This is a genomic window from Actibacterium sp. 188UL27-1, assembly GCF_016901225.1.
Lineage (GTDB): Bacteria > Pseudomonadota > Alphaproteobacteria > Rhodobacterales > Rhodobacteraceae > 188UL27-1.
Map to the genome: position 1 here is coordinate 147,968 of NZ_JAFEUL010000008.1, position 23,273 is coordinate 171,240.

General features: G+C 59.4%; 23 protein-coding genes and 1 tRNA gene. 10 read left to right on the plus strand and 14 right to left on the minus strand.

The window, feature by feature from the left end; genetic code table 11:
• Complete coding sequence (locus tag IU397_RS12625) at positions 1-483, plus strand: tetratricopeptide repeat protein (RefSeq protein ID WP_204414040.1); 483 nt, start codon at positions 1-3, stop codon at positions 481-483.
• A 156-nt stretch (positions 484-639) separates the two neighbouring features.
• On the plus strand, positions 640-2,244 hold the full coding sequence (locus IU397_RS12630; protein ID WP_204414042.1) for an EAL domain-containing protein: 1,605 nt from the start codon (positions 640-642) through the stop codon (positions 2,242-2,244).
• 89 nt (positions 2,245-2,333) lie between these two features.
• On the opposite strand, the gene IU397_RS12635 is transcribed toward IU397_RS12630, so the two are convergent.
• From IU397_RS12635 to IU397_RS12670, 8 genes are all read right to left on the minus strand, one after another.
• On the minus strand, positions 2,334-2,498 hold the full coding sequence (locus IU397_RS12635; protein ID WP_204414044.1) for a hypothetical protein: 165 nt from the start codon (positions 2,496-2,498) through the stop codon (positions 2,334-2,336).
• Positions 2,499-2,728: 230 nt separating this feature from the next.
• A complete protein-coding gene (locus IU397_RS12640; protein WP_204414045.1) occupies positions 2,729-2,980 on the minus strand; it encodes a hypothetical protein in 252 nt (83 codons plus the stop codon).
• Between the two features lie 570 nt (positions 2,981-3,550).
• Complete coding sequence (dctP, locus tag IU397_RS12645) at positions 3,551-4,615, minus strand: TRAP transporter substrate-binding protein DctP (protein ID WP_204414047.1); 1,065 nt, start codon at positions 4,613-4,615, stop codon at positions 3,551-3,553.
• Between the two features lie 20 nt (positions 4,616-4,635).
• Positions 4,636-6,162: a TRAP transporter large permease gene (locus tag IU397_RS12650; RefSeq protein ID WP_204414049.1), complete on the minus strand. Its 1,527-nt coding sequence runs from the start codon at positions 6,160-6,162 to the stop codon at positions 4,636-4,638.
• The gene (locus IU397_RS12655; protein WP_204414050.1) at positions 6,159-6,767 is read right to left on the minus strand and encodes a TRAP transporter small permease; all 609 of its coding nucleotides are present in this window, start codon (positions 6,765-6,767) and stop codon (positions 6,159-6,161) included. Before IU397_RS12655 ends, IU397_RS12650 begins: the two co-directional genes overlap by 4 nt.
• 84 nt (positions 6,768-6,851) lie before the next feature.
• Positions 6,852-7,343: a flavin reductase family protein gene (locus tag IU397_RS12660; RefSeq protein WP_204414051.1), complete on the minus strand. Its 492-nt coding sequence runs from the start codon at positions 7,341-7,343 to the stop codon at positions 6,852-6,854.
• A 26-nt stretch (positions 7,344-7,369) separates the two neighbouring features.
• Positions 7,370-8,263 (minus strand): aldo/keto reductase family oxidoreductase, encoded by an 894-nt coding sequence (locus IU397_RS12665; RefSeq protein ID WP_204414052.1) that lies wholly within the window; start codon positions 8,261-8,263, stop codon positions 7,370-7,372.
• Positions 8,263-9,417, minus strand: a complete 1,155-nt coding sequence (locus IU397_RS12670) for an LLM class flavin-dependent oxidoreductase (protein ID WP_204414053.1) — start codon at positions 9,415-9,417, stop codon at positions 8,263-8,265. The genes IU397_RS12665 and IU397_RS12670 overlap by 1 nt, the downstream gene beginning before the upstream one ends.
• Before the next feature lie 87 nt (positions 9,418-9,504).
• Here IU397_RS12670 and IU397_RS12675 point away from each other — a divergent pair, with 87 nt between their 5' ends.
• The 4 genes from IU397_RS12675 (at position 9,505) to IU397_RS12690 (ending at position 12,318) form a co-directional block, all read left to right on the plus strand.
• Positions 9,505-10,197 (plus strand): GntR family transcriptional regulator, encoded by a 693-nt coding sequence (locus IU397_RS12675; protein WP_204414054.1) that lies wholly within the window; start codon positions 9,505-9,507, stop codon positions 10,195-10,197.
• A 7-nt stretch (positions 10,198-10,204) separates the two neighbouring features.
• A complete protein-coding gene (locus tag IU397_RS12680; RefSeq protein WP_204414055.1) occupies positions 10,205-11,326 on the plus strand; it encodes a Gfo/Idh/MocA family protein in 1,122 nt (373 codons plus the stop codon).
• A 102-nt stretch (positions 11,327-11,428) separates the two neighbouring features.
• Positions 11,429-11,917, plus strand: a complete 489-nt coding sequence (locus tag IU397_RS12685) for a hypothetical protein (protein WP_204414057.1) — start codon at positions 11,429-11,431, stop codon at positions 11,915-11,917.
• An 86-nt stretch (positions 11,918-12,003) separates the two neighbouring features.
• Positions 12,004-12,318, plus strand: coding sequence for a hypothetical protein (locus IU397_RS12690; RefSeq protein WP_204414059.1), 315 nt, complete (start codon positions 12,004-12,006; stop codon positions 12,316-12,318).
• Positions 12,319-12,542: 224 nt separating this feature from the next.
• On the opposite strand, the gene IU397_RS23630 is transcribed toward IU397_RS12690, so the two are convergent.
• From IU397_RS23630 to IU397_RS12700, 3 genes are all read right to left on the minus strand, one after another.
• Complete coding sequence (locus tag IU397_RS23630; RefSeq protein ID WP_255569803.1) at positions 12,543-12,665, minus strand: hypothetical protein; 123 nt, start codon at positions 12,663-12,665, stop codon at positions 12,543-12,545.
• Between the two features lie 187 nt (positions 12,666-12,852).
• Positions 12,853-12,927, minus strand: a tRNA-Gly gene (locus IU397_RS12695).
• A gap of 131 nt (positions 12,928-13,058) precedes the next feature.
• Complete coding sequence (locus IU397_RS12700; protein ID WP_204414060.1) at positions 13,059-13,340, minus strand: DUF1330 domain-containing protein; 282 nt, start codon at positions 13,338-13,340, stop codon at positions 13,059-13,061.
• A 100-nt stretch (positions 13,341-13,440) separates the two neighbouring features.
• Between IU397_RS12700 and IU397_RS12705 the strand changes: the two genes are divergently transcribed.
• The gene (locus IU397_RS12705) at positions 13,441-14,313 is read left to right on the plus strand and encodes a LysR family transcriptional regulator (protein ID WP_239479767.1); all 873 of its coding nucleotides are present in this window, start codon (positions 13,441-13,443) and stop codon (positions 14,311-14,313) included.
• Positions 14,314-14,324: 11 nt separating this feature from the next.
• Here the strand turns inward: IU397_RS12705 and IU397_RS12710 are convergent, their stop codons facing one another.
• Together IU397_RS12710 and IU397_RS12715 are read right to left on the minus strand one after the other, a co-directional pair.
• Complete coding sequence (locus tag IU397_RS12710) at positions 14,325-14,711, minus strand: MAPEG family protein (RefSeq protein WP_204414062.1); 387 nt, start codon at positions 14,709-14,711, stop codon at positions 14,325-14,327.
• A 103-nt stretch (positions 14,712-14,814) separates the two neighbouring features.
• Positions 14,815-18,261: a pyruvate carboxylase gene (locus IU397_RS12715; RefSeq protein WP_204414064.1), complete on the minus strand. Its 3,447-nt coding sequence runs from the start codon at positions 18,259-18,261 to the stop codon at positions 14,815-14,817.
• Positions 18,262-18,543: 282 nt separating this feature from the next.
• Between IU397_RS12715 and IU397_RS12720 the strand changes: the two genes are divergently transcribed.
• Both IU397_RS12720 and IU397_RS12725 read left to right on the plus strand, forming a co-directional pair.
• Entirely contained in the window at positions 18,544-20,913 is a 2,370-nt protein-coding gene (locus IU397_RS12720) for an ATP-dependent helicase (RefSeq protein ID WP_204414066.1), read from the plus strand.
• A gap of 63 nt (positions 20,914-20,976) precedes the next feature.
• Entirely contained in the window at positions 20,977-21,357 is a 381-nt protein-coding gene (locus IU397_RS12725) for a response regulator (protein WP_204414068.1), read from the plus strand.
• A gap of 235 nt (positions 21,358-21,592) precedes the next feature.
• Here the strand turns inward: IU397_RS12725 and IU397_RS12730 are convergent, their stop codons facing one another.
• The gene (locus IU397_RS12730) at positions 21,593-21,820 is read right to left on the minus strand and encodes a DUF1127 domain-containing protein (RefSeq protein WP_204414069.1); all 228 of its coding nucleotides are present in this window, start codon (positions 21,818-21,820) and stop codon (positions 21,593-21,595) included.
• Between the two features lie 231 nt (positions 21,821-22,051).
• On the opposite strand from IU397_RS12730, the gene IU397_RS12735 reads away from it, so the two are divergent.
• The gene (locus tag IU397_RS12735; protein WP_204414070.1) at positions 22,052-23,134 is read left to right on the plus strand and encodes an Mrp/NBP35 family ATP-binding protein; all 1,083 of its coding nucleotides are present in this window, start codon (positions 22,052-22,054) and stop codon (positions 23,132-23,134) included.
• Positions 23,135-23,273: the final 139 nt, after the last annotated feature.

Sequence of the window (23,273 nt, forward strand, 5' to 3'; positions counted from 1 at the left end):
ATGCACAAAGCAGGCATACGATTTGCTGTAATCCTGTGGGCGCTCGCGACGCCGGTTTTGGCAGAGATCGAGGCGGCGCGCGATTTGATGGAGGCCGGAGAGTTTGCCGCGGCGCGTGAGGCGCTTTGGCCTGCCGCCCGATCCGGTAACGCCGATGCCGAGGAACTGATCGGCGTCATGTATGCGCTGGGGCTGGGCGTCGAACAGGATTACACCCGCGCGTTCGAATGGTATCTGAGGGCGGGTTTGAAAGGACATCCGGGCGCGCAATCCGGCATTGGCTGGTATTACGAGGTCGGGCTTGGGATGCCGGCGCCCGACCTGGTGCGCGCCTATATGTGGTATGCGCTCAGCACGATCGGGGGCGATCCCGACGCGGCGATCAGTGTGGATGAAGTGCGCAAGAAGATGACGGCGGATCAGATTGAAAAGGCGCATGTTTTGATCGATGACTACCGGGTTTGGATGTATCCCTTTCGGTAGACTTTAGGTGTTTTGCCAGCGAGCGCACGGAAAACCTGTGTCGCCCGGGCGACCGGCAGGATCTTTAAAATCCGCATCGTTTTTCCCAGGGCTGGAAAGCGTTTGGCAAGACGGCGTCGCAATAGTGCGCTCTGACAGCTTTCGGGAGGCGTCGGCGTGCAATTGCAAAACCTGAATTGGGTGCTCACCTGTATTGTTCTTGGTCTGATTGGCTTGGGAAACTTTGCGCTTGCCGTCCATTTTGATCTGTTCGAGTGGTTTTTCGAGTTCAGCCGCAACCACCAGAGTTGGGAGCTGGACGAGCTTTTTTTGCTGGCGATCAACCTGATCCCGTTGCTGATTATAGGTTTGATCCTGCGTACTTGGCAGTTGAAGAAGGTGGTCAGGCGGCATCTGGAGGCGGAGACGAAGGCGCAGCATCTCGCGTTGCACGATCCATTGACCGGGCTTGGCAACCGGCTGGCGTTTTTATCGCATCTCAAATCGCTCACCCGGGAGACGCCGGACGCCGCGGAAAACGATCTGACAACGCTGCTGATTGATCTGGACCGGTTCAAGCCGATCAATGATCTTTATGGGCATGCCGCGGGTGACAATGTGTTGATCACTGTGGCCCAACGCATTGCGAGCCAGATCGGGGCAGACGACTTCATGGTCCGGTTGGGTGGCGACGAGTTTGCCGTTGTGCTGGACCATCGGTCTGGCACCCAGCGGGCCGAAGCGCTGGCACGCGCCATCATTGATGCAATTGCCGAGCCGATTGAGATTGAGGGCCTGAAAGTCAGGGTCGGGGTGAGTGTCGGAATTGCCAGCAATCCTGCCAACCGGTCATTCAGTGCGAATTTGGCCCAGACGGATTTGGCACTTCATGCCGCCAAACGGTCGGGTCGCAACGGATTTACCTGGTACAACAATGCGTTGGAAGAGCAGGCACGGGAGGCGGCGATCCTGGAAAGTGATCTGCATACCGCCATCGATAACGGAGAGATCACGCCTCATTTTCAGCCAATCGTGAATATCGAGACCGGGCTGATCGAGGGGTTCGAGGTGCTGGCGCGGTGGATCCACCCGGAACGGGGCTTGATTCCTCCAACCGTTTTCATCCCCGTGGCCGAAACGGCCGGGATGATCGAACACCTGAGCGGTGCTGTGTTGAAACAGGCCTGCGGGTCGGCGTGCGATTGGGATCCGCGGTTTATGCTGAGCGTGAATATCTCTCCGCGAGAGGTCCATGACACCGTCCTGGTTGAGATGATACGGCGCGTGATATCCGAAACGGGGTTCGACGCCACGCGCCTCCAGATCGAGATTACCGAGAATGCCGTGATCTCGGATTTCAAGCTGGCGCGCAACGTTATCCTGGATTTGCAGGCCCTGGACATCTCGGTCGCGCTGGATGATTTCGGTACGGGATTTTCAAGCTTGTCGAGCTTGCGGGATCTGCCCTTCGACCGGATCAAGATAGATCGGAGTTTCGTGACCAATATCAGCATGATGCCCAGTAATCGAAAGATTGTGGCGGGTATCATGTCTCTGGCGCGGGAACTAGAACTGCCAGTTACGGCAGAGGGTGTGGAGACGCCGGAAGATCTCTCATTCCTGAGAGCGCTCGGGTGTGGATCGGGTCAGGGATTTCTGTTCGAACGTGCATTGCCTGCGTCTGACATTGCATGGCTGCTCGAAACCAAATGGTCAAATAAACATGTCCCGGAAGCTGTCATGCAACCCATCGTGATGGCGTCCCGCCGCGCGTTGGTTTAACCAATCGATTGCCCTGGCAATCAACGTCACAGATATTGGCGGAGGAGATATCGGGCGGGACTTGGTATATATGCCCCACCCTGATCCGATTATTTGCTGATCTGTGCCATGCGTTCGGCGATACCGTCGGCTGACAAGGATGATTTGGGTGCATCGCTTTCGCGCAGCTTTTGCGTTGCTCGCGCGCCGACATAGCCGAAAGCAACGGCAAAACCGAGCGTACCGAACGTGAGAATTCCAAGTCCGAAGTCCATGATCGTTCCCCTGTGAGGTTGCGTATGACAAGTGTTACGCCGTCATTCCGGCGGCGGATCATAATTTACGAAAATTTTCTTTATAATACAAAGGCATACGATATATTTGGTATGCGCTTGTATGCGGCTGACCGTGCGATGCAGTCTTTGTTTGGACAGTCGCCTACCCATTTTCGCTATTTGGCGGTGAATTGGGCCGCCGGGCTCGCAGGCCGGTTATCGCCTGGGCGCTAATTCACTAAGGCAATGACGCCCATCCAAAAGACCAGCATGGCAATCCAACCAAACTGCGCCGCAATCAGGCTGAGCAGAAACAACAATACCAAGGGAAAAAGTACGAGGACAGCGCGGCGGGGTTGCGGGCTTTGCCGCAGAGCCGCTTCGATCTCGGACAGCGACCGGGAGCGCCAGACCCCGGCGATCAGCATGGCCGAGACCCGCAGCACGAAGCGCGCGACCTGGTGATGAATCATGTGAGCCATTGCCGGGGCTCCTCCTTCCCCCTGCGGCGAACGGTACCAAAGCGGGCGACGGAAACAACCCATACCGCAGCATCTTGGCCCCTTGCGCCCGGGTGCATTACCCATCAGGCCCGGGTGAAGAAAAGAGGGCTATTGACCGATCTGGGCGATGTCAATCCCCGGGACATCCGCCCCCGGTATATCCGCGCGGATTTGTTCGGTGGAGACAGCGGTTAGCTAGTACCAAGTCGTCCACCTGATGGCGCCATGCGGTTTGAAAAAAGTGTAAAGCCTGGATCCGCGGCTTTGATCATGGGCTGTCCCATTCACCGGCATCCCAGGGCTGGGCCCGTTTTCACCCGCCTGGCACGGCGCATGGGTCTAGAAGATCTCACCGCATTTTGGATAATGGCCCGGCCCGTTGGCCAGATATTCCGCCGTGACCGCATGTCACGATCCGATCAGGGGCACTTTTGAGTGGGCTGATCGAGGGATGCCGGATTCCACACCTTTCACAAGGTTTGTCAGGTCGCCCAATGAAAACGCGCGGACCATGGCCGGACCGCGCGTTTTACCTGTCTGTGTCTGCCCTTACTGCAGGTCTTTTCCGCGGCCTTCGTCAATCTCGGCCTCTGCTTCGGCGACGGCCTCGCTGAGGGCGGTAAAGATCTCCTCACCCTTGTCGACATTGCCTTTGAACCAGTCAAAGACAGGCGCGGCGGCCTCTTTGAATGCGGCCTTTTCCTCAGGCGTTGGCACGTAGAGGTCACCGCCGCCGGCCACGAATTCCTCGTAAGCGGCGATGGATTTGCGCTTGGGCGAGGCGAAGGTGGCCTGCTGGAGCTGGTAGAAACCATCGACGATGACGCGGCGCATGCCCTCATCCATCTCTGTGAACTTGGCGTTCGACATCCACCAGAGCGCACCCATATAAGCGTGGCCGTCGAGCGTCACATATTGCAGGCCGGCATCGGGGAATTTCATGCTCATGATGTCGGTGATGCCGTTTTTGGAGCCCTCAACCACCCCGGTCTGGAAGCTAGTGAACAGTTCTGGCCACGGGATTGGCGTGGGTGCGGCACCCAGGGCTGTTACAAGCTCCTGCGGTAGATCGGCGACCACTGTGCGGATTTTCAGCCCTTCCATGTCGGCGGGGGAGGCTACCCGGCGTTTGGTATTGGCAAAGTTGCGCCAGCCGCCGGTATTGCCAATGGTCATCAGGCGGATCGAATTGTCACTGTCGGCCAGGGCCATGTCGCGCATCGTGCGGGTGAAATCGGTGTCAGTCAGCACCTTTTCGGCCACCCTGTCATCGGCCATCAGGTAAGGCAGATCGAGGACCTGGACGTAGGGAAAGATGCCCGACGCGCCGCCCGAGGTGGAGATGTAGATGTCGATGGAGCCATCGGCGACACCGGCCAGACATTCCGCCCCGTTGGAGCAAAGCTGGGTGCCGATGAACAATTCGACCTCGATCGCGCCGTTCGACGCGGCCTCCACGTAGTTTTTAAAGACGACCAGACCGTCATAGTCCTCGTCGTTTTCATTGGAGTTGGCCGTGGCCCGCAACGTGATCTTGTCCTGGGCCCATGCCGCGACGGACGACCCCGCCAGTAGAGCCGTCGTGACGACAGCCGTGGTTAATCCCTTGAGCATGAAAAACCTCCCATATTGCATCAGGGTGAAACGAATCCCGTCAGGCGCGGGATCGTCATGGAGATGGCCGGAACATAGGTGATCAGGAAGATCACAAAGATCTCGATGGCCAGAAACGGTAGGATGGCGCGGGCGATGGTTTCGACCCGTTCGCCGGAGACAGAGCTGGCCACAAACAGCACCAGCCCCATGGGCGGCGTCGCCAGACCGACTGTCAGATTGACGCTCATGATGATGGCGAAGTGGACGGGGTGGACGCCCATTTCAACGAAGATCGGGCCGAGGATGGGGCCCAGGATGATGATCGCAGGCCCGGCATCCAGGAACATGCCGACGATGAACAGCAGGATGTTGATCAGGAACAGCAGGATCAGGGGGTTTTCGCTGAGCGCGAGGATGAAATCGGCCAGGACCTGGGGCGCGTTCGACAAAGCCACGACGGTTTTGAAGCTGACCGCCGCGCCGACCAGCAACAGGACGGTGGCCGATGCCATGGCGGAGCGGGTCAGGACAGGCCCCAGATCGCGCACCTTCATGGAGCGCAGGACGAAAAAGCTGATGATGAGTGCGTAAAAGACGGCGATCGCGCTGGCCTCTGTCGGGGTGAAGACGCCAACCAAGATGCCGCCCAGGATGATGATCGGGGTTTGCAGCGGCGCAACCGCCTTTTTGCAGACCATGCGGAAGTCATGGCTGACCTGGCCGCGATAGGCGCGGAGCATCAGGTCGGTGGCGATGTAGCAGACCACGAAAGAAATGAGCGGAATGAGTGTCCCCGCGGGGACAACGGTCCCGTCCTCTTGCACCGTTTCCGACCCGATGCCCGTCGTTGCGGTCAAGATCAGATAGAGCAGCCCACCGATATTCAGGCGCAGCAAGACGAGGCTGACATAGTATTCGACCGGGCTGATGGCGCTGTCTTGCTTCACAATGCGCTCGGCCTTGGGCAGGTCGTAGCGGTCGGCCAGCACGCGCACCATGACCATCAGGCCGACGCCGACGAGGATGCCGGGCACGATCCCGGCCAGGAACAGGGCCGCCACGCTTTCGCCCATCACATAGGCATAGATGATCATGATGCCCGATGGCGGGATGATTGGGCCGATGACCGATGAAGCGGCAGTGATCGCGGCGGCAAAACGGCGGGTATAGCCGTTCTTTTCCATCGCCGGGATCAGGGTTGAGCCGAGTGCCGATGTGTCAGCGACGGCCGAGCCCGAGAGACCGGCGAACAGGATCGAGGACAGGATATTCACATGGGCCAGTCCGCCGCGCAGGTGCCCCATGAAGGCCTGGGAGAATTCGACTAGGCGCGTGGTGATGCCGCCGCGGTTCATGATCTCTCCCGCGAGCATAAAGAAAGGCAGCGCCATCAGGGGGAAGCTGTCCATGCCGTTATAGAGGTTGCGGTAGAGGAGCTTGAGGTCGCTTTCCTGTCCCGTTGCGATGAGCATGCCGCCCGGTGCGGCCAGCAGCGCGAAAAAGACTGGCAGCCCGATCATCAGCAGGATCAAGAAGATTGGTAGGAACCAGATGAGGGCGGTCATTCTGCCCCCGCCACGTTTGGTTCGGCCAAGGGTGGGAGGTCGTCGCCGCCACCGACAAGGGTGATGATGCTGCGGATCAGCAACTCTGCACTCACGATGATCATCAATGTGAGCCCGACAACCAGCGAGGCCATCATATGGGAGCGGGGCATCTTGGCCAGGCCAAATTCAATACTCAAATCGCTGATGCTGGGCAGGATGTAAGTGTAAAGAGAGGCCGTCTTGAATGTGCCTGCGAACCCCGTCACCTCGGCCCAGCCGATCTGCAGCGCGTAGACCATGACCAGAACTGCGATCAGTAAAAGCGTCATGCTGAGGATGGTGGCAAACAGTCGGGGCAGGGCGCGTTCCAGCATATCAATGACCACAAACCCACCCCGTCGGAACGAGGCCGGAGCCACGAGGCCTGTCATCCAGAGCATGCAGAACCGCGCGGCCTCTTCGGACCAGGGCAAGGCGTCGTTCAGGATGTAGCGGGAGAAGACCTGGATCAGGATGAAGATGACCATGATGGCCAGCGCCAGCATTCCCAGCACCCGGCAGGCGGCCAGAACGGTGTCGTTAAATAGCCGGAGCGGAGCCAAGAGGCCCATCAGCACACCCATTTCGGGCTCCTCCCTTCCCGATCGGTTGGTCCGATCATTGTTGTCGGGGGCCGGTTGATCCGGTCCTTCCCATACCTTTGCGGGTTATGACCCGTTCGTAAAGAACCCGTAGGCGCCTTGAGCAAAAACAAGCGGTTGGCCGATGCTGTGGGCCGCGTTCTGGACCAGGCCGACGATAATCGTGTGATCACCCGCATCGTGCTGTGCATGGGTCAGGCAATCGAACCGCGACAGGCAATCGGTCAGGTGTGGCGTGCCGTTCGTGTCCATCGTCCATGCTGTGCCGTCGAACGCGGTGCCGTCCTTGGCAAACCGGGTGGCGAGGGCGGCCTGATCATTGCGCAGGACATGGATGGCGAAATGCTGGGCGGTCATGAATGCGGGGTAGCGGCTGGAGTTTTTGCCGGGTGACCATAGGACCAGCGGTGGATCGAGCGAGACGCTGGCAAAGCTGTTGGCCGTCATCGCAAGGGGCCCCTTGGCTGAGGCGCAGGTGACCACGGTAACACCCGTGGCGAAACATCCCAGCGCATCACGATAGGTGCGCGCGCTGGTCGTAGGATTAAACGTTTCCATCTGCAGGTGTCCCGCGCCGTCTGCCATCAGGGGACCTCGTGCCCCAAGGCGTGAGTGTAGAGCGTGAACCAGGTCTGGCGATCCATCTTGACCTTGAGCGCGTCGGCAAATGTCTTGATCCGGTCGATGCGGTTCGTGCCCATGACGGGCAGGATCCCGGCGGGGTGGGCGAGCAGCCAAGCGACGGCGACGGCGGCTTCATCTGCGCCGTACTGGTCACCCACAGCTTTCATTGCGGCGCGTAACGCACTGTTTTCGCTTTTAAACAAGGCGCCGCCACCAAGGGGTGACCAGGCCATCGGCTTGATGATGCGTTCCTGCAGGAATGCGATATCGCCATTGGTGAACGGGGCGTGGTGGAGCAGGCTAACCTCGATCTGGTTGGTGACCAGTTTCGTGTGCATCGCGGATTGCAGCAAGGTCCAGTCATGTAGTTTGAAGTTCGATACGCCGACGGCGCGGACTTTGCCCGATCCCACGACCTCGTCCAAGGCGGCACCGGTTTCGTAGTGGTCCATCAAAGGATCGGGCCGGTGGATCAACAGCAGGTCGATCTGGTCGATATTCATCAATCGCAAGGAGTTATCGACCGATGTTACGACGTGTTGGCGGCTCGTATCGTAGTATTTGACCGGCGCATCGGCATAGATCCCGGCGGGTGCAACGATATCGCATTTGGTCACGATCTCGACCTGCTCACGCAAGGCGGGGGCGGCTTTCAGGGTGGCGCCAAACAGTGCTTCGGCCTCGTACCCGCCGTAGATGTCGGCTTGGTCCATGGTGGTGATGCCTTGCTCCAGGCAGGCTTCAACCTTGGCCTGAACATGGGCGGGGCTGGTATCGTCATCATCGCCCAGGCGCCACATACCATAGACGATGCGGCTGAAATCAAGACCGGGGGCCAGTGTGGTGCGTTCCATCAACGTCGCTCTCCTGCGCCCAGCGGCGTCTTAGGTGTATCTGCGGGGACCCTGCCATAAACCTCTGGCAGGGAACAGGTTTTCAGCTGCGGCATGACCTTTTCGCCGAAGTGGCGGCATTCATCCAGATGGGGGTAGCCGGAGAAGATGAAGGCGCGGATGCCCATCTTTTTGTACGCTTCGATCTGGGTTAAGATCTGATCGGCGGAGCCAACAAGGGCTGCACCGCAGCCGGATCGCGCCCGGCCGATCCCGGTCCAGAGATGCGGTTCGATATAGCCGAACTTGTCTGCCAATTCCCGCGCCTTGGCCTGGTGGGCGACACCCAGCGATGTGCTGTCATGGGCCCGGTCGCGGATCAGTTGGCCATATTCGTCATCGAGCTTGCTGACCAGATATTCAGCATATTCTTTGGCTTCGGCTTCGGTGTCGCGGACAATTATGTGGACACGGAGGCCATAATCCAGCGTTCGATCATAGTTTTCAGCGATTTGATGGACAGCCTTCATGCGTTCGGCCAGTTGATCCTTGGGCTCTGGCCACATCAGATAGACGTCGCAATGTTGGCCGCACAGATCCAAGGCCGAAGGCGAGTAGCCGCCAAAATATAGCAGGGGTCCACCGGTCTGATATGGGCGCGCCGGATCCGTTGTGATCCCTTTGAAATCATAGATTTCGCCGCTGTAATTGATGTGATCCCGGGTCCAGGACTGTTTCAAGATCTCGACCACTTCGCGGGACCGCTGGTAGCGGTAGGTGCTCTCGGCGACCTCACCGGGGAAGTCGGACGAGATGATGTTGACCGTCAACCGACCCTTCAGCATGTGATCCAGCGTCGCGATGGTGCGGGCGAGCATGATGGGCTGCATCTCACCACACCGAACCGCGGCCAGCATGTTGATCCGGTCAGTGATGGGAGCGCATCCGGCAACAAAGCTGAGCGTGTCTTGCCCGACCTGATAGGATGAGGGGCACAAGATGTTGCGAAAGCCCTGTGCCTCTGCTTCTTTCAGGATCGCGCTGCAATGGTCCCAGGATGATCGCAGGTCGCCATCGGGCACACCAAGGAATTGGTAATCGTCCGAACAGAGGGCTGCGAACCACGATACCTCAGCGGCATCCAGATCAGCAGAGGTGACAGGGACAATCGTCATCGAATCTCCGAAACTGACATGCATTTTCGCTTGCGTAACACTGGCCTTGATGTAGATCAATCCTGTATCAATTTTGCATGACGGGCCATGGACGACCACGCTTCCCCACCGCTTTACAAACAGATCAGCGCCTTGATCTTGCGAGAGATCATGGCCGGGCGTTTGGTCGATGGAGAGAAGCTGGCGCCGGAACGGGATATGGCGGATCAGTTCGGCACGTCCGTCGGTACGTTGCGCAAGGCACTGGCGGATCTGGACGGCCAAGGTGTGTTGGAGCGCGTGCAGGGGTCAGGGAACTACATCAAAGCCAGCGCAGAATTGTCTGGTATATATTCGTTTTTTCGCCTTGAGCTGCCTGGTGGGGGTGGGCTTCCCACCGCTTTGGTTTTGTCTGTGGATAAAGGCGCGCCGCCTGAGGCGTTCCAGCTTGGCGAGACGGGGCACCGGATCCGGCGACAGCGCAACCTGGATGGCCAGCCGGTTGCAATCGAAGAGATCTGGTTGGCCGGGGACCGTGCCGAGACGGTCAGCTGCGCCGATCTGTCCGACAGTTTGTATCACTATTATAAAGCCCGGCTGGGTCTGTGGATCGCACGGGTCGAAGATCGTGTTGGCGTGGCGCCGATCCCGGGTTGGGGGGCAGCGGGGCTGGGCCGGTCCACACAAACCATGATGGGGCATGTGACGCGCATCGGATGGGCGCAGGACGGGCGGCGGGCCGAGGGCTCGTTTACCTGGTTTCATCCAGAGCTGTGCCATTACACCAATCGGATGACCTGAAGGAGGGATGCGCGTGCCAGTCACGTATGGAGTTATTGGGTGCGGCATGATGGGCCGCGAGCACCTACGCAATATCGCATTGTTGGGTGACGCCCGTGTCGGCGCGATCTTTGAGCCGGATGCAGAGATGGCCGCGGCGGCCCAGGCAACGGCTCCGGCGGCAGCGATGGAGCCTTCGCTGGACGCGTTGTTGCAGCGCAACGATCTGGATTGTCTGGTGATTGCCAGCCCGAACCACTTGCACATGACGCAGCTGGAACAGGTGGCCGCGATCCGGGCCCTGCCGGTTCTGGTGGAAAAGCCGCTTTATACCGACGGGGCGGGGCTGGCTGCGCTGCGCGCTTTGCAAGCCAGCTACGCCGCGCCGATCTGGGTCGCGATGGAGTATCGTTACATGCCCCCGATCACAGCGTTGCTGCAACAGGCCGATGCGATCACCGGCGGGGTCAAGATGCTGACCATCCGCGAGCACCGCTTTCCCTTCCTTGAAAAGGTCGGCCATTGGAATCGCTTCAACCACCAGACAGGCGGCACCCTGGTTGAGAAATGCTGCCATTTCTTTGATCTGATGCGGCTGGTTCTGAAGTCAGAGCCGGTGCGCGTGATGGCCAGTGGCGGGCAGGTCCTGAATCATCTGGAGGAAAACTACAACGGTGCCGTGCCGGATATCTGGGACGCGGCCTATGTGATCGTCGATTTCGCCAATGGTGCCCGCGCGATGTTGGAGCTGTGTATGTTCGCCGAAGGCAGCACCTATCAAGAAGAGATCAGCGCGGTTGGACCCCGGGGCAAGATCGAGGCGCTGGTGCCCGGGCCGGGACGGTTCTGGCCCGAGGCGCTTGGCGCCCCGCCGGAGCCCAAGGTGGTGGTCAGCCCGCGGTCGCCCAAGGGGCCACAGGTGCAGACGATCCCCGTCGATCCGACCTTGCTCGCCGCTGGGGACCACAATGGATCCACGTTCTATCAGCATGAGCGGTTTTTGGATGTCGTCAAAGGCAGCGCCGCGCCGGAGGTGACGCTGGCCGATGGATGGGCGGCGGTCGCCATCGGCCTTGCCGCGCAGGAAGCGGCGATCACCGGGCAGATGGTCGCGATGACGCCGGACTGGCGGGAGGCCGCGCGGGTTTAGCGCGCGTCACCCTTTCGTGAACTGATCCATTGAAATGCACGGCAAAAATGCGCATCTTCATGGGACAAGTATATTTTGACAAAAATCACAGGGGTTTTCATCATGTCCAAGGTCGTTCTTGGTATACACAGCAATGTCACCAGTGGAGACAAAACAGGTGGCCATGCCTGGATCAGCATCACAACACTCGGTCGGACCACCTGCTACGGATTGTGGCCCGATGAACATGGTCGGACGATCGACAATGGCAGCGGCACCGATATCCGCCGTGGGCTTGAAACCATCGCCGGGGCGCGGGCCAGCCGCTACTATGAGCTAACACCCACCCAGGCCGCGGCATTGCATACGGAACTGGGCCGCAACGTGACCTGGAACTACACCCATAACTGCTCGTCCTGGGCCAGCGATGTCATCGCGCGGGTTGTTGGCGAAGACGTGGATGCCGACGATATGAGCCTGTTGGGCGCTGAATCGCCGCGCCAGTTGGGCGCCAGTATTCGCCGGCTTGAGACGCGCAGCCCGACATCCCGCATGAGCCCGGTTCCGGCTGGCGCTGCACCAACGGGATCATCCGCTGCATCCTCATGGTAAGCACCGTTTGGGTTCGACGAAGTGGGCTGGCGCTGGTCCTGCTTTGTGTTCTGCCAGCGATGAGCGCCTGCAAGGAAAGGTTAGCCATGGATATCTATCAGAAAGATCAGTTGGACCTTGTCGAAGCCACCATGGCGGATGATGGCGTCATTCGGATCTCGGTCATGCCGCTTATGGAAAGTGCGCATTACCTGGCCGGGGCGATGTTGGACAGTGACGATGGGCGCCAACGGGTCCAACTGGTCCGGTGCGGCGTGTCGGAGGAGTGCGCCGTGGACGTCAAGGCGGAGGTGACCCAGGGCACGCCCGATCCCTACACATTGACGCTGCCTGACGCCTCCCAACCGGTGGATCTGGTTTATGCCGACGGCACCAGCACCACGATCTTTTCACCAAATTAAGGTGTCATGCGAAAAACCTGGATCACTTAGCGCCGCCTGAAATCAAAGATTTCAACGCGTTAAGTGATGCAAGATATTTCAGGTGTTTTGTCAGACGCTGTGAAGCAATTAAAATAAAAAAGACGCATCCCAAACATTGGGATGCGTCTTTGTTCTCAGACTGGCACTGCCGTTTGGGCGCGCATGTCCTGATCCGCGTCAGACCCGGGATATGGCGTTTCGGTTCAATACAGGTCTTCGTTTTCGGAGTCGTCGTCGCGCAGACGTTCGCGCAGGTCATAGATCAGGGCGCAGGCCAAAGCTGCGCAAATGACTTGTCCGACGGTGATCGTTGAAAGAAATGCCATGGTCTGTCCCTTCGAAATAAACTGTGACGTTCTGCCGTTGCGCCTGTGATCGCGGTTGAATACGGCATGAATGGGACCGGCTTCCGCCAAAGCAGGGGCGTCTCTGCGACATTTGCTTAAAGCGATCGATCCTTGTCTGGATGCGCACGACATCGGGATCGTCAATAAATTTGATGAAATACTCTATTGGAGCGGGCGATGAGATTCGAACTCACGACCCTAACCTTGGCAAGGTTATGCTCTACCCCTGAGCTACGCCCGCATCCTTAGAGTAGCGTGGGTGTATCCAGACATCCGGCTGGGTTCAAGCGGTTTTTCATCGGAAATTCTTCAAATGCGCAACGTCATCGGGAAAGGAGCCGCATGGTTGCGGCCCCCCGTTTCGGGCTCCTATCAGCCGAGCAAGACGATATCAGACGCCCCGGCACCACGGCGCAGGGCGTGGGTTTCGGCAAGTTCAGGGTCATTGATCCAGGCCAGCGCGGCACCGCGGTCTGGAAAAGACAGAAGGGCGGCCATATCGGGCAGGTTAGGGCTGCCATCCAGTACTGATGTCTCGGCCGTTGCGGTTTCGACCTTCCCGCCATGGCGGGCCAGGGCCGGTGCTCCCTGTTCACGGTACTTGGCGAGGCTATCCGGGTTGGTGACGGTGAGGCTGACATAGGCGTAGATCATGGTGGGCTCCTGTGGCCGGTCGGTGATGTGGAGAGGATAAACGCAGGTTCACCATGCGAAACCGCGTGTATTTGCATGTCCGGCGTGCAAATATGCATGTATGGATATTGGTTGGGATGATCTGAGAACGGTTTTGGCGCTGGTCCGCCATGGCTCGCTCGCCGCGGCGGCAAAACATTTGGACGTCAGCTACACGACGGTGTCACGCCGGATCACGCGGGCCGAGGCAGGTTTGAACCTGACGTTGTTCGAACGATTGGCAGACGGATACCGGCCGACCGAGACTGCCGTGTTGGTCGCGGAACATGCCGCCCGCATGGATGCGGCAGAGCATGATCTGTTGCGTAAGTTGCGCGGGCGCGACAGCACGCTGACCGGTCCATTCGTGCTGACAGCGCCTCAATTGCTGATCGCCAATTTTCTGGCTCCGGTGCTGGACAGGTTTTGCGCCGCCCATCGTCAGGTGGAATTGCGGGTGCGGGCAACGAATGACCTTTTGGATTTGAACCGGCGCGAGGCGGATCTGGCCATCAGGATCAGTCACAGCCCCGGTGACACGCTGATGGGGTTGCGGCTGACGCAGCAGCATAATGCCAGTTTCGCCAACCCGGAATGGGCCGATCAGATCACCGCGAATCCGTCTGGCCCCGTCGATTGGCTGATTTATGACCAGTATCCCGATGTGCCGAAGGCCGCGATGCAGGCCCATCTCGGATCACGCGTTCGCATGCGGTTCGACGATATGGTGGCGATGCTGGGTGCGGCGCAGGCGGGCCTGGGCGTGGTGCGGACCCCGATGTTTCTGGGCCGCACCACACCGGGCTTGGTGCAGGTTCCGGTTTTGCCGCCGCACCCCTACGCCGATATCTGGGTCGTGGGGCATCCGGACGTCTGGCCCTCCGCCAAATCGGTGGCGTTTCGGGACGTGCTGGTGGATTACATCAAGGCGCAGAGGGCCTTGTTCGTTGCCTGATCCCACGCCCGTCAGAGGATTGCCTGAACCAGCAGGCCGAGGGCGGAGATCCCGATCATCGTCAGCGTCAAAAGCATGCCCACCACGCGCAGACCCATAACCGGTGGGCTCGCGGAAAAGCCATAGGCATGGATCGCTCGACCGGCAAACAGGGTGAGCCCCAACAGGTGCAGCGCAATGGCGGGTGCGCCCTGTAATTCGGCCAAAGCCAGCAGGATCAGACCGATTGGCGCATATTCCGCGCAATTGGCCTGGGCCCGCATGCGTTTGAGTAGGCTCTTGTCGCCGTCATCCCCCAACGAGATCTGGTTGGATCGCCGATAGGCGATCACCCGGGCGCTCAGCGTCAGAAATACGAGGGCCGTCAGACTGGCATAGATCGACGTCACCGTTAGCATATGGAGACCTTCCGCACATGTCGTTTCATTCGGTGCATTTTAGCTGTTACGCCAATTGCATCCGTTGCGACAACAGTTGCGGTTCATCGGGCCATGGGGGTGGTCAGTCTTCCAATTCGATCAGCAGGTCCTTGGCGTCGATCTGATCGCCGGGTTTGACGTGGATGGCCTTGATGGTGGCGTCGCGTTCGGCGCTGAGGCCGGTTTCCATCTTCATCGCCTCAATGGTCAGGAGCACGTCGCCCACCGAAACCTTTTGGCCTGCTTGGACAGCGACGGTGGCAATGGCACCGGGCATAGGCGCGCCGATATGGCCGGGTGCGGTGGCATCGGCCTTTGGCCGGGCCGCGCTGGTGCTGACGACGCGACGGTTGGGGACGCGGACGGTGCGGGGCTGGCCGTTGAGCTCGAAAAAGACCTTGGCCTGGCCTTCGGCATTGGTTTCACCCAAGGCCTGGCAGCGGATTTCAAGCGTTTTGCCGGGGTCGATTTCTGCCGTGATCTCCTCGCCGGGCGCCATGCCGTAGAAAAAAGTGCGGGTTGGCAGGGTGCGGACGGGGCCGTAATCGGCGTGGCGGGTTTGGTAATCGGTAAAGACCTTGGGATACATCAGATAGCCGTTCAGATCCTCGTCATCGATATGCTCCTCGGGGAACTGCGCTTGCAATTCCGCCTTAGTCTTTTCCAGATCGACCGGGGGCAGGGCCTTTCCAGGCCGTTCTGTCAGGGGTTTTTCACCTTTCAGGATCTTGGCCTGGATCTTTTTCGGCCAACCGCCGGGCGGGCGACCGATGGCGCCGCGCATCATGTCCACGACGCTTTCGGGAAAGGCCACATCGCGGCCCGGGTCTTCAACATCTGCGCGGGTCAGGCCCTGGCTGACCATCGTCAGGGCCATGTCGCCCACGACCTTGGAGGTCGGTGTGACCTTGACGATATCCCCGAACATGGCGTTCACATCGGCATAGGTCTGGGCTACTTCGTGCCAGCGCTCTTCCAAACCCATGGAACGGGCCTGGGCCTTGAGGTTGGTGAATTGCCCGCCTGGCATTTCATGGAGGTAGACTTCGGAGGCCGGGGCCTGCAGGCCGGTTTCAAAAGCCACGTAATGGGCGCGGACGGCCTCCCAGTAATTGCTGATCTCGCGGATGGCGGCAATGTTGAGCTTGGTGTCGCGGTCGGTATGGGCCAACGCCTCAACCACGGTGCCAAGGGTCGCTTGGGAGGTGTTGCCGCTGAGCGCATCCATGGCGCAGTCCACCGCATCGACGCCAGCCTGGGCTGCGGCGATGATGGTGCCGCAGGCGATACCGGCCGTGTCATGGGTGTGGAAGTGGACGGGCAGGCCGACCTCTTCTTTCAATGCCTTGACCAGAAGGGTGGCAGAGGCAGGTTTCAGCAGGCCCGCCATATCCTTGAGGCCCAGCACATGGGTGCCTGCCGCCTTAAGCTCCTTGCCCATTTCGACATAATATTTCAGATCGTATTTGGAGCGTTCGGGGCTGAGAATATCGCCTGTATAGCAGATTGAGGCCTCAAGGATGCGGTCGGTTTTCAGCACCGCATCGATAGCCACGCGCATGTTTTCGACCCAGTTCAGCGGATCGAAGACGCGGAACACATCGATCCCGGTATCGGCGGAGCGTTGGACAAAGCTTTGCACGACATTGTCTGGGTAGTTGGTGTAGCCGACCCCGTTTGAGGCGCGCAGCAGCATCTGGGTCAGGTGGTTGGGCATGGCCGCGCGCAGGTCACGCAGGCGTTGCCAGGGGCATTCCTGCAAAAACCGGTAGGCCACATCGAAGGTCGCACCGCCCCAGCATTCGATGCTGAAGAGGCCCGGCATATTGGCGGCATAGGCAGGCGCCACGTTGATCATATCGAGGGAGCGCATGCGGGTCGCCAGCAGGCTTTGGTGCCCGTCGCGCATGGTCGTGTCGGTGATCAACAGCTGTTTCTGGTCTGCCATCCAATCGGCCACGGCCTGTGGCCCCTTGTCGAGCATCATCTGGCGCAGACCCTGGAGCGGTTCGATGATGCTGGGTTTGGGGGCGACTGGCAGGCGCAGGTCGTCTGCGGGTTTGGGGCGGCCTTCCACCTCAGGGTGACCGTTCACCGTGATGTCGGCGATATAGGTCAGGATCTTGGTCGCGCGGTCGCGGCGCGCCTTGAAATCGAACAGTTCAGGCGTTTGGTCGATGAACTTGGTGTGGTATTCGTTGTTTAGAAATTGCGGGTGTTTCAGCAGGTTTTCGACAAAGGCAATGTTGGTGGCCACGCCGCGGATGCGGAATTCACGCAAGGCCCGGTCCATGCGGGCGATGGCGGCTTCGGGGGTCGGGGCCCAGGCGGTGACCTTTTCCAATAGACTGTCGTAATACCGCGTGATCACGGCGCCGGAATAGGCAGTGCCGCCATCAAGGCGAATGCCCATGCCGGTGGCGCCGCGATAGGCCGTGATGCGGCCATAGTCGGGGATGAAATTGTTGAGCGGATCTTCGGTGGTGACCCGGCACTGGATCGCGTGGCCGCGCAAGACGACATCATACTGGCTGGGGGTTCCCGTGGCTTCGACCAGGGATTTGCCTTCGGCGATCAGGATCTGGGCGCGGACGATATCGATGCCCGTGACCTCTTCGGTGACCGTGTGTTCGACCTGGACGCGGGGGTTCACCTCGATGAAGTAGAATGCGCCACTATCCATATCCATCAGGAATTCGACGGTGCCCGCACATTCATAATTGACGTGTTCGCAGATCTTCTTACCAAGCGAGCAAAGCTGTTCGCGTTGCGCGGCTGACAGATACGGGGCGGGGGCGCGTTCCACGACCTTTTGATTGCGGCGCTGGACCGAGCAGTCGCGCTCCCACAGGTGGTAGATCGCGCCGTGCTTGTCACCCAGGATCTGGACCTCCACGTGGCGGGCGCGCAGGATCATTTTTTCAAGGTATCCTTCGCCATTGCCAAAGGCGGCTTCGGCTTCGCGGCGACCTTCAAGCACTTTTTCTTCGAGCTCGTCTTCGCTGTTGATGGGCCGCATGCCGCGTCCGCCGCCACCCCAGGAGGCTTTGAGCATCAGGGGGTAGCCGATCTCCTTGGCCTCTTTCTTGATCTTTTTCATATCATCGCCCAGCACATCCGTGGCTGGGATGACGGGGACACCGGCGGCGACGGCCACCTTGCGGGCGCTGGCCTTGTCGCCCAGGGCGCGCATGGTTTCGGCCTTGGGGCCGATGAAGGTAATGCCGTTTGCGGCGCAGGCCTCAACAAATTCCGGGTTCTCGGACAGCAGGCCATAGCCCGGATGGATCGCATCGGCGCCCGACATCTTGGCGACGCGGATCATTTCTTCGATGCTGAGATAGGCGGCGACCGGCCCCATACCTTCACCGATGCGGTAGGCTTCATCGGCCTTGAAACGGTGGAGGCAGAGTTTGTCTTCCTCGGCAAAGACGGCGACGGTTTTCTTGCCCAACTCGTTGGCGGCTCGCATGACGCGGATCGCGATTTCCCCCCGGTTGGCGATGAGAATTTTCTGAAATTCAGGCACGGGTGGTCTCCTTTTCGCAGTTGCGGCATTGGTATGACGGTTCTGTGACCGGGGCAATGGTGGCGATTGGGTAGGTCTCCCGCCCCTTTTGGCGCCTTTGGCGCAAAAGCGTTGGGCCGGGCGCGCGCGTCTACCAGGGTGCCGGTTGCATGGATCCGCCCGCGCGCGAAGGGCTGGCCGGGGCGCGTATGGCGGGCCGCGCCGGTGTGATGGGGTATTATGCTGGAACAAATGCGGAACACGGGGTTTCCCTGAGCGTCTGACTGCGCTACGTTAATGTCCATGAACACATTCGATGATAGCGATGCGTTTGAAGCGGCGACGACGCCGTTATCCCAGCGGGCCATGGCCGCGCGGCCCACACCGTATTTGGACGGGTTGAACCCCGCCCAACGGGAGGCGGTCGAGACATTGGACGGCCCGGTTTTGATGCTGGCGGGTGCGGGAACTGGCAAGACAAAGGCGCTGACCACGCGGATCGCCCATTTGCTGAACACCGGCACGGCTCGCCCGAACGAGATCCTGGCCGTGACCTTCACCAACAAGGCCGCGCGAGAGATGAAGAGCCGGGTCTCAGCCTTGATGGGGCAGGCGGTGGAGGGAATGCCATGGCTGGGCACATTCCATTCGGTCTGCGTCAAGTTATTACGGCGGCATGCGGAACTGGTCGGATTGAAGTCGAACTTCACCATTTTAGATACGGATGATCAGATCCGCCTGCTGAAACAGTTGATCCAGGCCGCAAACATCGATGACAAGCGGTGGCCGGCCCGGATGCTGGCCGGCATTATCGACAGTTGGAAAAACCGCGCCTGGACCCCGGACAGTGTTCCGGCGGCTGAGGCGGGCGCCTACGACCACAAGGGTGTGGATCTGTATGCGGCCTATCAGGAGCGTTTGAAGACACTGAATGCCGTCGATTTCGGTGATCTGTTGCTGCATGTCGTGACGATCTTCCAGCAGAACGCGGATGTGCTGGACCAGTATCGCCGGTGGTTCCGCTACATCCTGGTAGACGAGTATCAGGATACCAATGTCGCCCAGTATTTGTGGCTGCGCCTTTTGGCGGGGGGGCACCGCAATATCTGCTGTGTGGGGGATGACGATCAGTCGATCTATGGCTGGCGCGGGGCCGAGGTGGGCAACATCCTGCGTTTCGAAAAGGATTTTGAAGGCGCGAAGGTGGTGCGGCTTGAGCAGAACTATCGCTCGACCGCGCATATTCTTGCCGCGGCCAGCGGTGTGATCAAAGGCAACCAGGGGCGGCTGGGAAAGACGCTGTGGACTGAAGCCGAAGGCGGAGAGAAGCTGCGCCTGATCGGTCATTGGGATGGTGAGGAAGAGGCGCGCTGGATCGGTGAAGAGCTTGAGGCATTAGGGCAGGGCACCCGTGGGATGAACCCGATCGGGCTGGACCATTGCGCGATCCTGGTGCGGGCCAGCCATCAGATGCGGGCGTTTGAGGACCGGTTTCTGACGATTGGACTACCCTATCGTGTGATCGGCGGACCGCGGTTTTATGAGCGGATGGAGATCCGTGACACGATGGCCTATTTTCGCGTCGCTGTCAGCCCCGATGACGATTTGGCGTTTGAGCGGATTGTGAATACTCCGAAACGCGGCCTTGGTGACAAGGCGATCCAGAAAATGCAAGTCGCCGCCCGGGCCAATGGTGTGTCACTTTTCGAAGGGGCGCGACTGGTTTTGGCCGCCGGTGGTGTAAGCGGGCGGGCGAAGTCGGCGCTGGATGAATTGCTGGCGGGATTTGGCCGCTGGCATGGCGGTGCTTTGGATCCGCAGGCCAATCACATTGAATTGGCTGAACAGATCCTGGAGGAATCCGGTTACACCACGCATTGGCAAAACGACAAGACGCCGGAGGCACCGGGGCGGCTGGAGAACCTCAAAGAACTGGTTAAGGCATTAGAGAGCTTCGAAAACCTGCAAGGGTTTCTGGAGCATGTTGCGCTGATCATGGATAACGAACAGGATGATGGCGGTGCCAAGGTCAGCATCATGACGCTCCATGCCGCCAAGGGCCTGGAATTTCCCGCCGTGTTCCTGCCTGGATGGGAGGATGGCCTGTTTCCATCCCAACGGTCGATGGATGAAAGCGGGCTGAAGGGCCTGGAGGAGGAACGTCGTCTTGCCTATGTCGGCATCACCCGGGCCGAGCAGCTCTGCACGATCAGCTTTGCCGCGAACCGACGGATCTTTGGCCAATGGCAGTCGGCTTTGCCCTCCCGGTTTGTCGACGAACTGCCCGAAGACCATGTGGATGTCCTGACCCCGCCTGGACTTTACGGTGGCGGTTTCGGTGCGGTGGCGATGCAATCTAACCTGGAAACAGCGGCAGCTGAGGCGAACGTTTATAATTCACCGGGTTGGCGCCGCCTGCAATCGCGCAACCAAGCGGGTGCGCAGGCCCGCAGCATGGCCCAGCCCAAGGAAACGCGAAACATGGTCATCGATGCAGAGGCCGTGTCGAGCTATGCCCTGGGGGACCGTGTGTTTCATACAAAGTTTGGCTACGGCGCGGTGACCGGGGTTGAAGGCGACAAACTTGAGATTGCCTTTGAGAAGGCTGGAGTTAAGAAAGTCGTTGATAAGTTTATCGTTCCGGCAGCATCTGCCGATGATGTGCCTTTTTGACAGTTCTTCACTTTTCTGTATCTATCTGATGCGAGCCTGTACTCGACAAATCCCGGAGGTTTTATGCCTGTTCGCGCGCTGATTGTTGAAGACGATCCCAATTTACGACTTTTATGGGATAGCGTGCTGACGGATGACGGATTTCGAACGGTCTGTGTCAATTCAGTATTGGCGGCCGAACAAGCGATGGCATCTCGCATTTTTGAAGTCATCGTCATGGATATGAAGCTTGAAGACGGCGACGCAATGGAACTGACCCGCTCGGTCGGGGAGCGACAGCCCGAAGCCAAGGTTCTGATCGTGACGGGATCGTCGTTATATCCCAAGCGTGAACTGCAGGAGATTTCGTCAAACGTCTTTGCGGTTTTGCGGAAACCTGTGGATGTAGAACTGCTATCATCCACATGCAAACGCATGATCCAGCAGGATCAGGGTGCGTCGTAAACGTGCGGACATGCAATCTATGTTGGGTTGTCGCGCTTTGATGCAGTGCTGTTAGGCAAATGAAATCGGGCGTTGATACTGGCCGCATTTGCGGAACATGACAGATGTCACACAATCGGGTCAGACAAGTTATACATCTAAAAAAAGAGCGGTGACACCTGGGAGGAGGATAGGTGCCACCGCCAATTGACAGAAGACCCAGGGAGGAGGAAGGGCCTTCTGATCTCGAAAACTCTTAGCCGCGTGCGGCCTCATCAAGCGTTGCATGCCAAGCCACACCGCGCAGCGCACTGCGGGACAGGCCCAGATCGTTCAATTCACGGTCCGACAATTGCTGAAGCTCGCTCAGCGTTTCGGAAAACCGTTTCCACTGGTTGAGCCGCTTGCTCAGGCCACCGTTGAAGACTGTCATCTGGCCCAAAAGGCCGAAAACGGAACCGCTACCGTGCGTTACATGTGCCATTACATCGTACCTGTATCTTGTCTTGCGGGCTTTGCATCCGCGTTGGTTGAGTTGAATATCGGTGCTATGCTGCGATTGCACAATCGATAAATCTCGAATGCTGCCATGCAGAAAATGCATACGTAATGCTGACGTATTTTTCAGCGGTGATGCCCCTCTGCTATGCGGTCTGCGAACGGGTCTTGCGCCTGCCTGCGGGAACGCCACATTGCATGGCAAAGGAGCTGACTTATGCCGATCCCCACCAAAGAGACTGTCTTGACTGTATTGCGGGGTGTTTCCCTGCCCGACGGTGGGGATCTTGTCGCGCGTGACATGGTGCGGGCATTGACGATCGAGGGGGATACTGTCCGTTTTGTGATCGAGGCGCCCTCTGCCGATCAAGCCCGCGTGATGGAACCGGTCCGGGCCGCCGCCGAAGCCGCAGTGGCCGCATTGGACACTGTATCAAGTGTCTCTGCCGTGTTGACGGCCCACGGCCCCGCGGCCAAAACCACCAAGGCTCCACCGCCCGACTTGAAAATCGGGCGTCATCCAACACCGCAATCGGGCCCCGCGCCCGTGTCGGGGGTTGATCGCATCCTGGCGGTCGGGTCGGGCAAGGGGGGCGTGGGCAAATCCACGGTGTCCGCCAACCTCGCCGTGGCCCTGGCCCGAGCCGGACGGCGGGTCGGCCTGTTGGATGCCGATATATATGGTCCCAGTCAGCCGCGTATGATGGGGGTCAGCAAGCGGCCCGCCTCGCCCGATGGCAAGATTATCGAGCCGCTTTACGCTCACGGGGTCACGATGATGTCCATCGGTTTGATGGTGGATCCGGATCAGGCGGTCGTCTGGCGCGGCCCGATGTTGATGGGCGCCCTGCAACAGATGCTGGGTCAGGTGCGCTGGGGTGAATTGGATGTGCTGATTGTTGATCTACCGCCCGGGACGGGGGATGTGCAGTTAACATTGTGCCAGAAGTCACATGTGACAGGCGCCATCGTCGTCTCAACCCCGCAGGATGTTGCATTGCTGGATGCCCGACGGGCGCTGAGCATGTTTGACAAGCTGGAGACCCCGGTTCTTGGCCTGATTGAAAACATGTCCACATATATATGTCCGAAATGCGGGCATGAGGCGCATCTGTTCGGGCATGGCGGTGTCGCGGCAGAGGCTGAACGGCTGAACCTGCCATTCTTGGGCGCGCTGCCCCTAGAACTCGACACCCGACTTGCGGGCGACAGCGGCACACCCATCGCGGCGGGCGATAGCGCTGCCGCCGACGCCTATGCACAATTGGCCAACCGTCTGGTGCAAGGGGGCATGGCCTAAGGCTAATCGAATACCGCACGGGAAATCATGGGACAGCCCGGATCGGGTGTGGCGCAGACGAATCAATTGCTGTGATTCTGTAGGGAAATGAGGGGTCGATCTGCGATTTCCCTCGTCTTTTCATGATTGCTCGGGCATT

Excerpts from the sequence above, each read along its gene's own strand:
- IU397_RS12625 (WP_204414040.1), top strand. The coding sequence starts at position 1 with ATGCACAAAGCAGGCATACGATTTGCTGTAATCCTGTGGGCGCTCGCG.
- IU397_RS12635 (WP_204414044.1), bottom strand. The coding sequence starts at position 2,498 with ATGGACTTCGGACTTGGAATTCTCACGTTCGGTACGCTCGGTTTTGCC.
- IU397_RS12640 (WP_204414045.1), bottom strand. The coding sequence starts at position 2,980 with ATGGCTCACATGATTCATCACCAGGTCGCGCGCTTCGTGCTGCGGGTC.
- dctP (WP_204414047.1), bottom strand. The coding sequence starts at position 4,615 with ATGCTCAAGGGATTAACCACGGCTGTCGTCACGACGGCTCTACTGGCG.
- IU397_RS12650 (WP_204414049.1), bottom strand. The coding sequence starts at position 6,162 with ATGACCGCCCTCATCTGGTTCCTACCAATCTTCTTGATCCTGCTGATG.
- IU397_RS12655 (WP_204414050.1), bottom strand. The coding sequence starts at position 6,767 with ATGGGTGTGCTGATGGGCCTCTTGGCTCCGCTCCGGCTATTTAACGAC.
- IU397_RS12660 (WP_204414051.1), bottom strand. The coding sequence starts at position 7,343 with ATGGAAACGTTTAATCCTACGACCAGCGCGCGCACCTATCGTGATGCG.
- IU397_RS12665 (WP_204414052.1), bottom strand. The coding sequence starts at position 8,263 with ATGGAACGCACCACACTGGCCCCCGGTCTTGATTTCAGCCGCATCGTC.
- IU397_RS12670 (WP_204414053.1), bottom strand. The coding sequence starts at position 9,417 with ATGACGATTGTCCCTGTCACCTCTGCTGATCTGGATGCCGCTGAGGTA.
- IU397_RS12675 (WP_204414054.1), top strand. The coding sequence starts at position 9,505 with ATGGACGACCACGCTTCCCCACCGCTTTACAAACAGATCAGCGCCTTG.
- IU397_RS12680 (WP_204414055.1), top strand. The coding sequence starts at position 10,205 with ATGCGCGTGCCAGTCACGTATGGAGTTATTGGGTGCGGCATGATGGGC.
- IU397_RS12685 (WP_204414057.1), top strand. The coding sequence starts at position 11,429 with ATGTCCAAGGTCGTTCTTGGTATACACAGCAATGTCACCAGTGGAGAC.
- IU397_RS12690 (WP_204414059.1), top strand. The coding sequence starts at position 12,004 with ATGGATATCTATCAGAAAGATCAGTTGGACCTTGTCGAAGCCACCATG.
- IU397_RS23630 (WP_255569803.1), bottom strand. The coding sequence starts at position 12,665 with ATGGCATTTCTTTCAACGATCACCGTCGGACAAGTCATTTGCGCAGCT.
- IU397_RS12700 (WP_204414060.1), bottom strand. The coding sequence starts at position 13,340 with ATGATCTACGCCTATGTCAGCCTCACCGTCACCAACCCGGATAGCCTC.
- IU397_RS12705 (WP_239479767.1), top strand. The coding sequence starts at position 13,441 with ATGGATATTGGTTGGGATGATCTGAGAACGGTTTTGGCGCTGGTCCGC.
- IU397_RS12710 (WP_204414062.1), bottom strand. The coding sequence starts at position 14,711 with ATGCTAACGGTGACGTCGATCTATGCCAGTCTGACGGCCCTCGTATTT.
- IU397_RS12720 (WP_204414066.1), top strand. The coding sequence starts at position 18,544 with ATGAACACATTCGATGATAGCGATGCGTTTGAAGCGGCGACGACGCCG.
- IU397_RS12725 (WP_204414068.1), top strand. The coding sequence starts at position 20,977 with ATGCCTGTTCGCGCGCTGATTGTTGAAGACGATCCCAATTTACGACTT.
- IU397_RS12730 (WP_204414069.1), bottom strand. The coding sequence starts at position 21,820 with ATGGCACATGTAACGCACGGTAGCGGTTCCGTTTTCGGCCTTTTGGGC.
- IU397_RS12735 (WP_204414070.1), top strand. The coding sequence starts at position 22,052 with ATGCCGATCCCCACCAAAGAGACTGTCTTGACTGTATTGCGGGGTGTT.